Genomic DNA, 15,901 nt, shown 5'->3' with positions numbered 1-15,901 from the left:
TCGAAAACGATAGCGGAAAGGGATGTCTACAAATGCAGATCGATCCAAACAAGCAGTCCAAACAAGCGAATTATAAGCTATTGATCGGTAGTGTATTGCCAAGACCCATTGCCTTTGTATCTACACTCAATGAAGAAGGGAAAGTAAATGCAGCACCATTTAGCTTTTTTACGGTTGTATCGACAGAACCGCCAATGATCAGTATCACTTGTATGCGGAAACTGGATGGACAGATGAAAGATACAGCTCGTAATATTGCCAGGCAAAAAGAATTTGTCGTCCATACTGTAGATCGTGAAAATGTACATTTGGTTAACGATACAGCAACAGACTTTCCAGCTGAAATAAGTGAGGTTGATATGGTTGGGCTTCAATTGCTACCCAGTACAGCTATTCAGACACCTCGAATCATGGAAACCAAAGTACAAATGGAATGTATTTTGAATCAAATGATCCCACTCGGTGGAAGCGATTTTCCTAATGCGGATTTAATCATAGGTGAAATCGTACAGTTTCATATTCAAGATGATTTGTACACCCAAGGAAGAATCGATACGCAAAAATTAACTCCAGTTGCGAGATTAGCGGGTTCAGCTTATAGTCATCTAGGTGAGATTTTTTCGATCCCCCGCTGCTCATGGGAAGATTGGCAAACAAAGAAAAGATAAGATTAAGTTAAATGGGTTTTTCTTTAGGCTAATTTTTAGGCAAATAGAGAAACCCATCTTCTTCATATAAGGATGATAAATGAGAGAGCATATGTGAAAAGTGTAACAAAAAACAGTAGTGTTGATTAATTAACAATAGGTAAGATAGAGAGGGATTTTTCGACTAGAAGGAAAGGTAGCACCGTCTAAACGGGATAAGAAGTTCTAATGTCTTACTTATCGTAAAAACTGTAACGGGAATTTAATTGTAATTATTTTAATTATATGTAAAATATTGTTAATTTATTGATGAATATTTATAAATTATTGATATTCGATAATAATTGAAATATAATTTTATTGTAGGACAACTTGATTCCTGGGGGTTCATGGATGAAAATTTTGATTCTTAACAATTACCCTCATAAGACTTATCCTTATGAGGAGTGGCTCTCAGATATTTCCGATGAGTTGATTTTACTAACATCCGATCAACATGAAGAACATTTTATGAATTATATGTACAAAGAGGCCTTTCAAAACTATGAATATAATGGTCTCGTAGAGCTAAGAGCACTGGAACTACATCAAAAATATCAGTATGAACAAATTATTGCAATGAATGAATGGGATGTGCTGCGAGCAGGACAATTAAGAGAGCGTCTAGGACTTCGTGGTCAAACCTATGACAGCGCTGTAGTTTTCCGAAATAAGGAAATAATGAAAAAATATGCAACGGGTTCAAGTGTACTTATTCCAAAATTTAAAGCAGTGTATCATACGTTTGACCTATTGGAATTTTTGGATGAGGTCGGATATCCTATCGTTGTTAAACCAATTGCAGGCGCAGGTTCACGGAATACCATTAAAATAAGTGATGAAAATGATTTAATGGAAGTGTTAAATCAAAATCTTTCCTTTCCCCTACTTGCTGAAGATTTTATTGATGGGGAAATGTATCATATTGATGGGCTCGTTTTAAATGGAGATATTGTTTTTATCTGGCCATCCAAATATATTAATGGGTGTTTAGCCTATCAAGATAATAAATATTTAGGAAGTTTTATCTTAGATGAAGATAATCCGATGAACAGTCGCTTACAGCAAGCTGTTCGTGAGCTATTAAACAAGTTTCCAACTCCCGAACATACCACATTTCATGCAGAGATTTTCCATACACCTGATGATAAGCTCTATTTTTGTGAGATAGCTAGTCGGACCGGAGGGGTTAAAGTAAACGAGTCCATCCGACAAGCATTTGATTTAAATATTTCGGCACTATGGGCTCGTGCATTATGTGGATATCTTCCAGATCCTTCCGTGTTTCAAAACTTGACGAAAAAGCAAGCTGCTGGATTTGTATTAGTCCCTCCTAAAAAAGGAACATTGGTCAAGATGAATACATCTGCCCCCTATGATTGGGTGATCGAACAAGAATATCGGGCACAAATAGGGGAGACCTTTATAGGTGCGAAAAAAAGTGTAGATCATATTGCTATCTTTGTCGTCCATGGTCAAAATGAACAGGAGGTTGTTGCACGGATTGATCAAGTAGCAAAATGGTTTGAGAATGAGACTGTTTACCGTTAAAACGTAGAAAAGCGGTCCGATTACTCGGGCCGCTGTTTTTTTATCCATGGTATTTTTTATGTTTAGCCATTCGTGCTCGTTCATTTTTGGCTAGAAACTTTTTTCGCAAACGGAAAGTTTTAGGGGTTACTTCCAATAACTCATCTTCTTTTAGTAGCTCGATCGCATCATCTAAAGATAGTTGTCGTGGAGAATCAAGTCGTAAGGTTTCTTCTGCAGTAGCACGTCTGATACTTGTTAAATGCTTTTTCTTACATACATTGACATCCAGATCATTCTCGCGGATATGTTGTCCTACCACCATACCCTCATAAACTTCGGTACCTGGTGTGATGTACAAGTGTCCTCGTTCCTGAGCAGCATGGAGTGCATAAGTGGTGGCTGTGCCCGATTCCCAAGCAACGAGTGAACCATAATCATGTGTTTCCATGTCGCCAAAATAAGGCTCATAACCAGCAAATAAAGTATTCATAATCGCTTCACCATGAGTTAGGGTTAGCAATTGTTGTCGAAAGCCAAGTAAGCTACGTGAAGGAACGAGATAGGTAAAATGAACAATGCCATTTTCAAGGACTTGCATATCTTGGAGTTGTCCTTTTCGTTTACCGAGAAGTTCAACAACAACTCCTTGATAATCACCGTTCACTTCGATTTCAACGGTTTCAACAGGCTCACATTTTTTTCCATCGATCTCTTTAAAGATTACTTCAGGCTTACTAACTTGAAATTCATAGCCTTCCCGACGCATATTTTCAATAAGAATACTTAGATGAAGCTCTCCACGCCCTGAAACAAGGAAGTTGTCTGCTGAATCAGTATCTTCAACACGTAGAGCAACATCGCGCTCGGCTTCACGTTCTAGACGTTCACGTATCTTCCGCGAAGTGAGATAAGTTCCATCTTGTCCCGCAAAAGGACTGGTACTTACTCCGATGGTCATACGCAAAGTAGGTTCTTCGATGCGAATCGGTGGAAGTGCTTCTGGGTATTCAGGATCCGTAATGGTGTCCCCAATCCGTACATCGCTAATGCCTGTGAGGGCGATGATATCTCCAGCAGTCGCTTCCTCGATCTCTTGTCGCTGTAACCCTTGATGTGTAAAGACTTGTCCGATTTTTATAGTGCGTTTGGTCTCATCTGCTTGAATCAATAGTAAGGATTGATTTTTACGTACTTTCCCTCGTTGTAAGCGTCCAATGACAATTTGTCCTTTATATTCATCATAGCCGAGTAAGGTTGCTTGTAATTGTGTTGGACCATCTACTTCAACATCAGGTGAAGGAAGTGAATGGACAATTTCCTCAAAAAGTGGTTCAAGGGATGGAGTTAATTGATCCGGTTCATAACCAGATGAACCAGTTAATCCACTGGCATAAATGATGGGGAACTCACATTGTTCATCAGTGGCTCCTAAGTCTACAAATAAGTCAAAGGTTGTATTAATTACTTCTTCGGGCTGGGCATTAGGACGGTCGATTTTATTTACAACTACAATGACTTTGTGCCCTCTTTCAATCGCTTGTCGTAATACAAATTTGGTTTGTGGCATGGGACCTTCAACTGCATCAACTAAGAGAAGGACACCATCAACCATATTCATAACCCGCTCAACTTCTCCACCAAAGTCTGCGTGACCGGGGGTATCTACAATATTGATCTTAACACCTTTATAATGGATAGCTGTATTTTTCGATAGGATCGTAATGCCTCGTTCGCGTTCTAAGTCATTGGAATCAAGTACACGTGTATGCACCTGTTGGTTATCGCGAAAAATACGGCTTTGTTTGAGCATTGCATCGACAAGTGTTGTTTTTCCATGATCGACGTGAGCAATAATAGCGATATTGCGAATGTTTTCTGGTTTTAGCATAAATCGGACAGGGCTCTTTCGCCCTCTCCCTCCTTTTCTCAAGCGGATTGCGAAGCATCGATAAAATCTTCACATCCGCAATCGTACCACATAAAACATAGCTTTTGCTAGATAGTTACAAATAGGTTATTGTATAAAACTTCCTACGATTGTTATGAGAGTCATAGATAGTTTTTCCTGTAGAGAAGAAATCGTTCCTATAATGAATAGAATGGCTCTAAATATTATTCACGCAATATGGATGCTTATACCGTCCTATTCCACTTTTTATTTTTCGCTTGATTTAATTGAATCATCCAAATGATAATGGAAATGAGAAGCGGATAGAAAATTCCTTGTCCCGCAAATAAAAAAGCAAGGGCGGTTAATATAAACGCAAGCCAACTCATGAGATAACCCCAACGAAAATGTTTAAGTAGACGTATTCCAGCAGCACAACCTGCCAAATAGGTTAAAATAAAGGTGGCATTAGGAAATAAGACTAATGTAGCTATGGGGATATTTCCCAAGGCATATAAGATCATAATCACTGTAATACAGCCAGCTAAAAATAGAAGTCCCCCCAGTGGTGTTTGCTTTTTTGGGGATAGGTAAGTAAACCATTTAGGAGCATCTCCTTCGCGTCCTAATGCATAAGCAAGCCGTGATGCAGCTCCTACATAAGTAATTACTGTAGCTGTACAAATTAAAAATGAAGTAATCCCCATTACTAAACTTCCTGTTGTTCCAAACATACGATACATAATCCCAATCAAAGCCGTATCCGCTTCTTTTCCCATATAACTTGTCGTACCTACCGTTGCAAAGGCAGTTAAAAAATAGAGTAAACCGACAATGACCGCAGCAATCGTAACTGCTTTAACCATGTCCCGCTTCGGATCTACAAACTCTTCTGAGAGGTGAGAAACGGCTTCCCAACCAATAAAGCACCAAAATAAGATAGAAAGTGCTTGACCCACACTACTGAAGCCATGAGGCAACCAAGGGGTAAAATGGGTTGGTTGAATTTGTGGAAGAGAGCTTGTAATCGATACAACAAGTACACCAATAATCCCTATCACGATAAATATTTGGATTTGTCCACTTAATTTCATGCCCAAATAGTTTAAGATCAGTGCCAGCAGAAGGATGAAGACCGCTAGTAAAATTTTTGCTGACTCATGAAGACCGAGTGCACTGGCCAGATATCCAGCACCAGTTAAAGAGGCAATCGGAGCTCCCATTACCACAGACATCAGAAAATACCACCCGATATGAACACTCGCTTTTTTGCCAAATGCTTTGGACACAAAATGAGCTACACCCCCTGCATGTGGGTATTCAGTAGATAACCAGCCCATCACTAGTCCCATGGGTAACACGAGTAAAGCCATGATCCCCCAAGCGATCAGAGAAGCGGGACCCGCAATTTGTGCAGCGAGACCAGGGGTAAGTAAAATTCCAGATCCCAGTACAGCTCCGATATAGAGAGCGATAGCTTGAGGTAGGCGAATGGTTTGCTTTAATCGATTCATAAAAAATTTCTCCTTCCATACCTTTCATAAAAATAGCTTACAAAATGAATATAAATCAGTAAAATAGATAAATAAGTTTATATCCATCGTTTTTTTCGATGAGAGGAGAAATCTTATGGAACTTAGACAACTGTATACGTTTAAAGTGGTAGCTGAATTAAAAGGCTTTACCAAAGCAGCTGAGAAATTAGGTTATGCACAATCGAGTGTAACTGCACAGATTCAAGCCTTAGAAGAAGAGCTAAAAACGCCCTTGTTTGACCGACTAGGTAAAAGAATTGCTCTTACAGAAGCTGGGAAACGCCTTTTACCATATGCTCTAACTCTTCTTCAAACACATGATGAAGCCAAAAAAGTAGTACAAGCCGGCCATGAACCGAGCGGCACTCTAATCATCGGAGCTCCAGAAACGCTTGCTTCTTTTCGATTGCCTGAAGTTATTCAAAAGTACAAGCAGCTTTATCCTCAAGTTCGAATTACCTTAAAGCCAGGAGTTTGTTGGGAAATGCGAAATTTGCTTCGTCGAGGAGAATTGGATGTAGCTTTTTTGCTTGAGCCTATCGTTGAGGATGGAGATTTAAACATCGAGGCTTTAGTCACAGAACAGATGGGATTGATTGCATCCACTAATCATCCACTATCGACGCGTTCCAAGGTAGAAATAGAGGATTTAATCCAAGAAACCTTTTTGCAAACAGAGTCTGGTTGCAGCTATCGGAGTATTTTTGAAGGGTACCTATGTGAAAATGGAATCAAGGTAGATTCCGATTTGGAGTTTTGGAGTATTGAAGCGATTAAAAACTGTGTTTATGCTGGATTAGGCATTGCTTATCTTCCTTTAGTCACCTGTATGAAAGAAGTCATGGAGGGGAAATTAACACTTTTAAACTGGGGAGATACAATCGAACCAGTTGTAACTCAATTGGCTTATCATAAACATAAATGGATGACGCCAGCATTGAAAGCGTGGAATAAACTAGTTAGGGAGTATGCTGTTTCTTGGCGATTAGAAAGTACAAAAAATAGGAGTGGATTAGGTGCGTAATCCAAATTGTGATTAAAAAGATGAAGCTGGTAGAATAATGTCATATACTCTTAATAAATATAAATACAATTTTTCCAAAATGTTGTAGTAAAATATGTTATCCTTTACTATATTAGGTTAGTTTTTCATATAAATGGAGATAGGAAAGAAGGGGGTCATCACCATTGGTAGAACAAAAATTTACAATAGTTAAAGAAAAGGAAAAGGTTTTAGCAGAGCCTTTTTTAGGGATTTTTCAGTCGCTCGAAATAGCCGAATGGGCTTTTGATTGTATGAAAGACTTATCAGATAAATTGGGTGTCATTACTGAAACAGACGAACGGATTGCTTTGATCTATCGCAAAGATAAAAAAGGGATTCATTTTAACTTTTCAAACTGGCTATTATTAGGTTTTTATGGGGGGAAAAATAAATTAGTGGTTCGTATTCCTATTCTAAAAGAAAAGCTAGCCTCTTTGAACACGAAAGTCGATTATAAAGTTGAATATGAGTTTAAAACCGAACCCAAAATCGTTAGTGTATCCTTTTCTTTATCATCATTAGAGCAAATTGGTAATGAGATTTTAGATTTATATGATTTAACTATTGACCAAATTGGCCAGATTTTTAAGTCTCGGAAAAAGTCACCGATGCGCCATAAGCATAATACTCAGCTTGGAAAAGCATTATTTGATCAAACTGATCGTGATTCACTTTTCTTCGAAGGATTACATACAGAGTAGTATGACTCATGGCTATTATACCAACACTTGGCTTTTTACTTTCCTCTCTGTAAGCCAAGTGTTTTTTATTGGATTCGATTACCTTACTCGAAAAAAACATTTCATTTTCATTCTATCATTGACCTGATCCATGATACTCGGAATGATGTATCAGGATCTTTAGATAATTAAAGTTTTTATTGATAACGGTATGAAATATGGTAAGATTTAATTTAAAAATTAAAATGAGGAGGGAGATAATGAAAACTTTAGAAAGGATAAGTAACTTTATAGGGAACTCTTTTGCTATTTGGGTATTGTTGTTTGCGGGGATTTCATATGCTTATCCCACTCACTTTACATGGTTAAATGAACATACAGTTCTACTACTAGGATTTGTGATGTTTGGAATGGGACTAACTTTATCGATGAAAGATTTTAAGGAAGTTTTTCGTCGACCCAAAGAGGTAATGTTTGGTGTTTTAGCACAGTTTATCATTATGCCTCTTTTAGCGTTTGCACTAGCGAAAGGACTAAACTTACCTCCTGAAATCGCTGTAGGTGTGATTATAGTTGGCTGTTGTCCTGGAGGAACTGCATCCAATGTGATGACTTTTCTAGCAAAAGGTGATGTTGTTTTGTCTGTAGCAGTTACCTCAGTGACTACTGTATTAGCACCAGTTGTTACACCTGGTCTTATCTCTATTTTGGCTAGTCAATGGGTTAAGGTAGATTATGGCTCCATTTTTCTGTCTGTTTTGCAAATTGTTATTATACCGATTATGTTAGGTCTAATTGTACGTACATTATTCAAAAAGCAAACTGAAGTATGTATCAAAGTTTTACCACTTGTTTCAGTCATTGCCATCATAGCGATTGTCTGTGGGGTTGTAGCGGTAACACAACCGAAGCTTGCAACTACTGGTTTATTCATCTTTATCGCTGTTGTTTTGCATAATATACTTGGACTGACAATCGGTTATTTAATAGCAAAACTATTGGGTATGGAACTCCCCAAACAAAAAGCAATTTCCATTGAAGTTGGAATGCAAAATTCAGGGCTGGGTGTAGCGTTGGCTACAGCTCATTTTTCCCCTTTAGCTGCTGTTCCAAGTGCGATCTTTAGTTTTTGGCATAATATATCTGGTCCAATTATCGCTACTATCTTTAGTCGAATGAAGGAGACAAAAGATAGTGGAATATGAATAGCAAAACATGGGATAGAGGTTTCCCTAACCTTTACTTGTTGTTTTAGCTTTGATCACATAAATAATCATTAGTATTTAAGTATTTGAATAAATTTTAAACTTTTTCTTTACAAATTTGTGAATGTCGTGTAATATTTAGATATGCAAAATAATCAATAGAAGGGAGTGCTATGTCATGAAAATGTTGATGCAATGGGATATTATCCAACAATCCCCTATGCCCATGAGTGTAATCGTTCGACAACTTCAACTGGAAAATGACATAGAGCAACCTTCTGAAGAGTGGTTACATAGTGTAAGCTAGAGAAATTATTTTTTCTCTATTGCTAATTTTCTATCTCTGGGAACACTAGTCAAAGGTTGCTTTCAGCAATCTATGGCTATGTTATACTTTTTGGATCCAAAAGAAGCCATAGTTGTCTCTATGGTTTCTTTTTTTATTTGAGGAGGGATATTTTGAGTATATTTAAAGATTTATGGTGGTTTTTTAAGCGGGAGAAAAAAAGCTATTTGTTAGGCATTGGAACACTCTTAATCATGGCAGTACTGTCTCTCTTTCCTCCCTATGCGATTCGGAATGTGGTTGATTTAATTGTGACCAAAAAATTGACCATGGATGATTTATTGTATTGGTCAGTTCTATGTATCGGAGTAGGTTTAGTCCAATATGGAATGGGATTTTATTGGCGTATTCAATTGTTTGGAGCAGCTAATCGCTTGGGACAGTTACTAAGAAATCGATTATATGCCCACTTTACTAAAATGGCGCAACCCTTTTATCACAAGCATCGAACAGGAGACCTCATGGCTCATGCTACAAACGATATTCAAGCGATTACCCTAACATCTGGTGAAGGAGTTTTAACTTTAGCCGATTCGATTAGTACAGGAAGTGCCGTGATTCTGACCATGGCTTTATTTATCGATTGGCAGTTAACTTTGATTGTACTGATCCCAATGCCCATTATGGCAGCTTTATCAAGCTATTATGGCAGCTTGTTGCATCAACGTTTTCATATTGCCCAAGAAGCTTTTTCCGATACGAACGATAAAGTTCAGGAGAATATTTCAGGAATGCGAGTAATTAAAGCTTTTGGGCAAGAAGAGAATGAAAAAAAAGTATTTAAAAGCTTGTTGGATAATGTAGTAGAAAAAAACATTGCCGTAGCTAAAGTAGATGCATTATTTGATCCCACGATTATATTATGTGTAGGTATTTCTTTCTTTTTATCCATTGCTTTTGGTTCAAAGGCAGTGATTGAAGGACATTTAACAATTGGAGAGCTCACACAATTTACCATATATTTAGGTTATTTGGTTTGGCCGATGTTAGCTTTTGGCTGGTTATTTAACATTGTTGAGCGTGGGCGTGCTTCTTATGATCGAATACAAAATTTGCTGAATATTAGGCCGGACATTCAAGATCATGAACAAGTTTGTGATGAAGTTCCAACTGGAGAAATTAACTATCAACTCCAGTCGTTTTCCTTCCCAGAAGATGTGGCACCAACACTACATGATATTTTTGTTCAAATCAAGAGAGGGGAAACATTAGGAATCGTAGGAAAAACGGGAAGTGGAAAAACGACTTTTTTACGCTTATTGTTACGAGAATTTGAAGCCCATCCTGAAGCGATTTGCATGGGAGGTCGCCCGATCACCCAATACCCATTATCACGATTACGTGAAGCGATTGGTTATGTACCCCAAGATCATGTTTTATTTTCAGGGACGATAACGGAAAATATCGCTTTTGGTAGGCCAGATGCAAGTTTTGAAGAGGTTGAAAAAGTGGCGAAAATAGCCTGTATTCATGAAGACATTCTGCAGTTTGAACATGGTTATGAAACCATAGTAGGGGAAAAAGGTGTCACATTATCAGGTGGGCAAAAGCAACGGATTTCCATCGCTCGAGCTCTCTTACTCGATCCTGAGATCTTAATTTTGGATGACTCATTATCCGCTGTTGATGCCAAAACGGAAACCTCTATTTTACAAGCATTACGAGAAAATCGAGCCCAAAAGACCACCCTCATTTCTGCTCATCGTTTAAGTGCAGTGGAAAAAGCAGATCAAATCATTGTACTTGAACAAGGACGGATTATTGAACATGGAACCCATGAAGAACTGATGATGCACCATGGTTGGTATCGGGAGATGTATGAACGGCAACAACTGGAGTCGCTTGTCTTAGAAGGAGGAAAATAATTTGATATTAAAAAGGTTGATCGGATATTTAAAGCCTTATCAGGGCATGTTTTGGTTGGCATTTATTGCACTTTTGATTGGTACAGGGGCCGATGTGATGATTCCTGTGTTAGTCAGTCACTTTATCGATCACGCCTTGGTACCAAGAAAATTGGATATGTCCATTTTATGGTGGTATGGGGGGATTTTTTTAGCTTTGCAATTGATATCACCTCTTTTACACTACTACCAGCTTCTTTCGTTTCAAAAAATTGCTCTATGGGTAGTTCGGCAATTACGGATGGATGTATTTGGAAAAGTTCAGCATTTGGGGTTATCATTTTTTGATCGAACACCTACAGGCTCACTAGTATCTCGGATTACCAATGATACCGAAGCGATCAAAGATCTTTATATCCATGTTCTTTCTTCCTTTATGCAAAACTTCATTTTGGTGATCGGAGTATTTGTAGCAATGTTTTCTTTAGATATGAAGCTAGCGCCATATGCTTTGATTTTGTTACCTGTTTTTTATATTTTAATGCAGACCTATCGTCGCCTTAGTGCAAAGGTGTACCATGTTATACGGAGCAAATTAAGCCAAATGAATGCAAAATTAAATGAATCCATTCAAGGGATGAATATCATTCAAGCATTACGACAAGAGGAACGATTACGAAAAGAATTTGGGCAATTGAATCAAGAACACTACCAGGCTGCCTTAAAAAACTTAAAAATATTTGGTTTATTATTACGACCAGCTACTTATGTCATTTCTTTAATTTCGATTGTCTTTTTACTAAACTATTTTGGTTTACAATCTATTGCCGGTGTCACTATTAAAGTCGGTGTGTTATACGGAATGCTTAATTTATTGGATCGGATCATTGAACCAGTCAATCAGATGATGATGCGACTTTCGCAAATGCAACAAGCGATTGTTTCCGCAGAGCGTGTATTTACACTCTTGGATCAAACCGAGTATGCACCCAAGCAAGAAGGGAGCCAAAATCCAGCGATACAGCAAGGTCGTATTGAATTTGATCAGGTTAGCTTTTCGTATGATGGTAAAAATGATGTGCTTAAAAATATCTCCTTTGTAGCAGAGCCGGGGCAAACGGTCGCTTTGGTAGGACATACTGGAAGTGGAAAAAGTTCGATCATTAACCTACTTATGCGCTTTTACCCGGTTCATCGGGGAACAATTAAGATTGATGGAGTCCCCCTTTCTGCATATAGTGAAGAGGAACTTCGAAGCAATATAGGATTGGTTTTGCAAGATCCCTTTTTATTTGTAGGGGATGTGAAAGGTAACATTCGACTGCATAATCGATCTATCTCAGATGAAAAAGTGAGGGAAGCAGCTCGATTCGTGCAAGCAGATCACTTTATAGAAAAGTTACCTCAAGGATATGAAGAACCTGTAGGAGAACGTGGAGCTACATTTTCATCCGGTCAACGACAATTGCTTTCCTTTGCACGGACGATCGCGATTGATCCAAAAGTTTTAGTTTTAGATGAAGCAACAGCTCATGTTGATACTGAAACGGAAGAAGCTATTCAAGCAGCATTAGATAAGATGAGGAAAGGGAGAACGACAATCGCAATTGCCCATAGACTTTCGACAATTCAAGATGCAGATTTGATCTTAGTATTACATCAAGGTGAAATCGTAGAGCGAGGTACACATCAGGAGTTATTAGCTTTAAAGGGGCTTTACCATAAGATGTATCAACTTCAGGCACAAGGCACTCTCTTACAAACCTCATAGTAATCACACTTTGTGGAACATTACTGCTCTTGTTTTTATTTAAATAGTCACTGAAGTACTCCATCCAAATATTCTCCACTGGATGGAGTACTTTGTCTTAAATTTTTTCAGGTGGAAGGTTTATTAACATTCTCTATTTTTAACTCCATCACTAAAAAAGATAAAATAGGATATAAGTATAGTAATATATAGAAAAAATAGAGATGATTGGATTGAACTCAGAGCAAAGGGAGATGATAGAATGATCATTCAACGATTTAGCCCAAATTATTTATATCAGGCAAGCGATACACAGCGAAGATTTTTTTCTTCCTCACTAACTCCCCCTGATGCTCGAGATGCCTTTGAGAAAGATTATGGTCGAATTATACATTCTGCTGCTTTTCGACGTTTACAAGCAAAAACACAAGTTCTAGGGCAAAATGTAGGAGATGTTCATCGCACACGCTTAACCCATTCATTGGAAGTAGCTCAAATTGCTCGTGGGATTGCCATTTATCTCAATGATAGTCAACCTTTATTTAAAGAGGACTTTGCTTTAGATGTGTCTCTACTCGAAGCGGCAGGCCTTGCTCATGATTTAGGTCATCCACCATTTGGACATCGAGGAGAGCAAGCTCTTCATGAGTGTATGGAGCATTATGGTGGATTTGAAGCGAATGCGCAAACGTTTCGAATGTTAACCCGCCTAGAAGGCGAAAACGAATCGGGGCTTGATCTAACCCGTGGGCTCTTACTCTCGATTATGAAATACCCTATTTTATTGGATCAAGCTGTGAATCCACGTCAGTATGAAGAAGAGATGATTCCTCCAAAGTCAAGTATTTATACTTGTGATGTTGAAGGGTTTGATTGGGTTCTCCAACCACTTTTGGAGCAAGAAAAAAACTTCTTAACAGCGGTTGAGCTTCATCCACGTAAACATGCCAAAACCATCAATCAAACACTCGAATGTTCCATTATTGAGCTGGCTGATGATATCGCCTATGGTACCCATGATGTTGAAGATGCGATTAATCTAGGATTTATTCGGATTGAGCAATTAAAAGAGTTATTAAGTGGTGTTACGAAGAATATCCAGTATCCACGGCTCATGAAAGCAAAAGAGGAACTTGACCAATTAAAAGAGTATGATCTAGATAAGTATCGCTTAAAAAAAATCATCTCTGCATTAATTTCTACTTTTATCTATCATTTGCGTGTCGAAGAAAATAAAGGAGATTTTGAGTCGCCTCGTTGCCGCTATCAAGTGGTGCTGATCCCCGAGCTTCGTACACTCCTTACCCAGCTTCGAGAAATCGTGGCCGAGTATGTGATTAACTCGCATAAAGTTCAAACGGTGAACTGGCGTGGTAGTTTTGTCTTAAAACAACTATTTGAAGCGATTATGAATGAAACTCGCCTTTTACCTGAAAAAGATCGTTTAAAGATAAAGCCAATGATTCGAGATGAAGAACGTGCCCGGATTATTTGTGACTATTTAGCTGGAATGACCGATTCGTTTGCGATCCGTATGTATGAACGACTATATGGTCATAGTCGGAGTTTCTTCGACTATTAATGAATGAAACAGTTCCGAGTTATAGTTTATAATTTGGAACTGTTTTTGATGGGAAAATTTAGTGTGAATGGAAATAAAACAGAGGGTAGATCCTATAAAGGAATATTCGTCGGTTTTTCCATATTTTAAAAGACAACGAATTGACATATGTATAAAATAAGATTAATATAGATTTTAAAGACATTAAATCCGATAAGTGAACTAGGATTTTAATAGAAAGAGTGAGTTTAATGAATTGGAAACGTTGGTTATTAATAGGGATTACCTTATTGGTGCTTCTAACCGGTTGTTCTGTGCAAAAGCCCGTTTCAGAAGAGAAGAAAGGGGATCTGCTTGCACAAGTTAAACAGAAAGGCATTATACGCATAGGAACGGAAGGCACTTATAAACCCTTTAGTTATCATGATGAGAAAACGAATCAGCTTACAGGTTTTGATGTAGAAGTTGTGAATGAAATTGCCAAAAGAATGGGTGTAAAAGCGGAATTTGTAGAGATTCCTTGGGATGGTATGTTAACTAGCTTAGAAACAGGTAAGATTAATATGGTGGCTAACCAAGTAGCCATCAAACCAGAGCGGCAAAAGAAATTTGACTTCTCGGCTCCATATACCATCTCTTATGCTCAGATCGTTGTGCATAAAGATAACAATGAGATCAAAAGCTTAGCTGATGTGAAAGGGAAGAAAGCAGCTCAAACACCGACTAGTAACTATGGAGCTAAAGCAAAAGAAGCAGGGGCTACCATTGTATCTTATGAAGATATGATGAGTGGAATGAAAGATGTAGCCAATAAGCGAGCGGATTTTAGCTTAAATGATCGTTTAGCTGTGGCTGAAATGTTAAAAACAGCAAAATTGCCACTCAAAGTTTTAGATGAGAAAGTGGATCAAACTAGTATTGCTTTCCCAGTTCCTAAAAATAATCCAGCACTAGTAAAACAAATCAATCAAGCGATAGAGGATATGAAAAAAGACGGTACGCTTACGAAAATATCTACCAAATGGTTTGGCATTGACATTACGAAATAGATTCCATATAAACACGAGGTTATTACATAGTGTCCGCTTTTGGACACTTTTTCTTTGTAATAAAAGGAAAGGAAGTGGTGTAAGTGGATTTTTGGCAATATATACAATGGGAGAAGTTATTTGATGCAAAGTTAGCATGGCAATCTCTTCCTTATGTGTTGCAAGGATTTAGCTATACGATTTTACTAAGCTTTCTTACGATGTTGATTGGTTTATTGCTCGGTTTGCTTGCAGCACTAGGAAGGATGTCAAAGTATCGATTATTACGCTGGCCAGCTCGCGTTTATATTTCTATCATTCGTGGAACGCCTTTACTTGTTCAACTGTTTATTTTGTATTTTGGACTACCCGTGATCGGAATTAATCTTACTCCTGTTTTTGCAGCCATTATCGGTTTATCTTTAAATGTAGGGGGATATTCAGCAGAAACGATTCGTGGAGCGATTTTATCGATTCCTAGTGGGCAATGGGAAGCGGCGACAGCACTGAATATGAGCTACCGGCAAGCCATGCGCAGAATTATTATCCCACAAGCTACACGTGTAGCTTTGCCAGGCTTAGCTAATACTTTTTTAAGTTTAGTCAAAGATACCTCATTACTTTCTGTCATTACTGTTCCTGAAATGCTGTATCAAGCAAAAATAATTGGTGGCAGGGAATTTGATTATATGACCTTATATATTTTAGTAGCGATTATTTATTGGTTTATTTGTACAGTTCTGAGCTTCTTACAGGACTACTTGGAAAAACGATTTAGCCGACATATTGTGTAAGGGGGG

13 protein-coding genes are annotated in these 15,901 nt (G+C 38.1%); 11 read left to right on the top strand and 2 right to left on the bottom strand.

Features of this window, described 5'->3' with window-relative positions; all coding sequences use genetic code 11:
- Positions 1-32: 32 nt before the first annotated feature.
- Both DL897_RS00745 and DL897_RS00740 read left to right on the top strand, forming a co-directional pair.
- The gene (locus tag DL897_RS00745; RefSeq protein ID WP_113657217.1) at positions 33-668 is read left to right on the top strand and encodes a flavin reductase family protein; all 636 of its coding nucleotides are present in this window, start codon (positions 33-35) and stop codon (positions 666-668) included.
- 372 nt (positions 669-1,040) lie between these two features.
- Complete coding sequence (locus DL897_RS00740) at positions 1,041-2,237, top strand: ATP-grasp domain-containing protein (RefSeq protein WP_113657216.1); 1,197 nt, start codon at positions 1,041-1,043, stop codon at positions 2,235-2,237.
- Between the two features lie 40 nt (positions 2,238-2,277).
- Here the strand turns inward: DL897_RS00740 and typA are convergent, their stop codons facing one another.
- Complete coding sequence (gene typA / locus DL897_RS00735) at positions 2,278-4,107, bottom strand: translational GTPase TypA (RefSeq protein ID WP_113657215.1); 1,830 nt, start codon at positions 4,105-4,107, stop codon at positions 2,278-2,280.
- A 245-nt stretch (positions 4,108-4,352) separates the two neighbouring features.
- A complete protein-coding gene (locus DL897_RS00730) occupies positions 4,353-5,621 on the bottom strand; it encodes an APC family permease (RefSeq protein ID WP_113657214.1) in 1,269 nt (422 codons plus the stop codon).
- Positions 5,622-5,736: 115 nt separating this feature from the next.
- On the opposite strand from DL897_RS00730, the gene DL897_RS00725 reads away from it, so the two are divergent.
- From DL897_RS00725 to DL897_RS00690, 9 genes are all read left to right on the top strand, one after another.
- On the top strand, positions 5,737-6,666 hold the full coding sequence (locus DL897_RS00725; RefSeq protein ID WP_113657213.1) for a LysR family transcriptional regulator: 930 nt from the start codon (positions 5,737-5,739) through the stop codon (positions 6,664-6,666).
- Positions 6,667-6,830: 164 nt separating this feature from the next.
- Positions 6,831-7,388 carry a hypothetical protein gene (locus DL897_RS00720; RefSeq protein ID WP_113657212.1) on the top strand — a complete coding sequence of 186 codons (558 nt, stop codon included), beginning with the start codon at positions 6,831-6,833 and terminating at the stop codon, positions 7,386-7,388.
- Positions 7,389-7,627: 239 nt separating this feature from the next.
- Positions 7,628-8,572, top strand: a complete 945-nt coding sequence (locus tag DL897_RS00715) for a bile acid:sodium symporter family protein (protein WP_113657211.1) — start codon at positions 7,628-7,630, stop codon at positions 8,570-8,572.
- 178 nt (positions 8,573-8,750) lie between these two features.
- The gene (locus DL897_RS18780) at positions 8,751-8,879 is read left to right on the top strand and encodes a hypothetical protein (RefSeq protein WP_276308535.1); all 129 of its coding nucleotides are present in this window, start codon (positions 8,751-8,753) and stop codon (positions 8,877-8,879) included.
- Positions 8,880-9,031: 152 nt separating this feature from the next.
- Positions 9,032-10,783: an ABC transporter ATP-binding protein gene (locus DL897_RS00710; RefSeq protein ID WP_113657210.1), complete on the top strand. Its 1,752-nt coding sequence runs from the start codon at positions 9,032-9,034 to the stop codon at positions 10,781-10,783.
- Between the two features lie 46 nt (positions 10,784-10,829).
- Complete coding sequence (locus tag DL897_RS00705; RefSeq protein ID WP_113657706.1) at positions 10,830-12,533, top strand: ABC transporter ATP-binding protein; 1,704 nt, start codon at positions 10,830-10,832, stop codon at positions 12,531-12,533.
- A 241-nt stretch (positions 12,534-12,774) separates the two neighbouring features.
- Positions 12,775-14,094, top strand: a complete 1,320-nt coding sequence (locus DL897_RS00700) for an anti-phage deoxyguanosine triphosphatase (protein ID WP_113657209.1) — start codon at positions 12,775-12,777, stop codon at positions 14,092-14,094.
- Positions 14,095-14,324: 230 nt separating this feature from the next.
- On the top strand, positions 14,325-15,122 hold the full coding sequence (locus DL897_RS00695; RefSeq protein ID WP_113657208.1) for a transporter substrate-binding domain-containing protein: 798 nt from the start codon (positions 14,325-14,327) through the stop codon (positions 15,120-15,122).
- Between the two features lie 83 nt (positions 15,123-15,205).
- Positions 15,206-15,895 carry an amino acid ABC transporter permease gene (locus tag DL897_RS00690; protein WP_113657207.1) on the top strand — a complete coding sequence of 230 codons (690 nt, stop codon included), beginning with the start codon at positions 15,206-15,208 and terminating at the stop codon, positions 15,893-15,895.
- Positions 15,896-15,901 lie beyond the last annotated feature (6 nt).

It is taken from the genome of Thermoflavimicrobium daqui, from assembly GCF_003313465.1.
Classification (GTDB): Bacteria; Bacillota; Bacilli; order Thermoactinomycetales; family Thermoactinomycetaceae; genus Thermoflavimicrobium; species Thermoflavimicrobium daqui.
This window is presented reverse-complemented; position numbering and strand designations above follow the sequence as displayed.

Excerpts from the sequence above, each read along its gene's own strand:
- DL897_RS00745 (WP_113657217.1), top strand. The coding sequence starts at position 33 with ATGCAGATCGATCCAAACAAGCAGTCCAAACAAGCGAATTATAAGCTA.
- DL897_RS00740 (WP_113657216.1), top strand. The coding sequence starts at position 1,041 with ATGAAAATTTTGATTCTTAACAATTACCCTCATAAGACTTATCCTTAT.
- typA (WP_113657215.1), bottom strand. The coding sequence starts at position 4,107 with ATGCTAAAACCAGAAAACATTCGCAATATCGCTATTATTGCTCACGTC.
- DL897_RS00730 (WP_113657214.1), bottom strand. The coding sequence starts at position 5,621 with ATGAATCGATTAAAGCAAACCATTCGCCTACCTCAAGCTATCGCTCTC.
- DL897_RS00725 (WP_113657213.1), top strand. The coding sequence starts at position 5,737 with ATGGAACTTAGACAACTGTATACGTTTAAAGTGGTAGCTGAATTAAAA.
- DL897_RS00715 (WP_113657211.1), top strand. The coding sequence starts at position 7,628 with ATGAAAACTTTAGAAAGGATAAGTAACTTTATAGGGAACTCTTTTGCT.
- DL897_RS18780 (WP_276308535.1), top strand. The coding sequence starts at position 8,751 with ATGAAAATGTTGATGCAATGGGATATTATCCAACAATCCCCTATGCCC.
- DL897_RS00705 (WP_113657706.1), top strand. The coding sequence starts at position 10,830 with ATGTTTTGGTTGGCATTTATTGCACTTTTGATTGGTACAGGGGCCGAT.
- DL897_RS00700 (WP_113657209.1), top strand. The coding sequence starts at position 12,775 with ATGATCATTCAACGATTTAGCCCAAATTATTTATATCAGGCAAGCGAT.
- DL897_RS00695 (WP_113657208.1), top strand. The coding sequence starts at position 14,325 with ATGAATTGGAAACGTTGGTTATTAATAGGGATTACCTTATTGGTGCTT.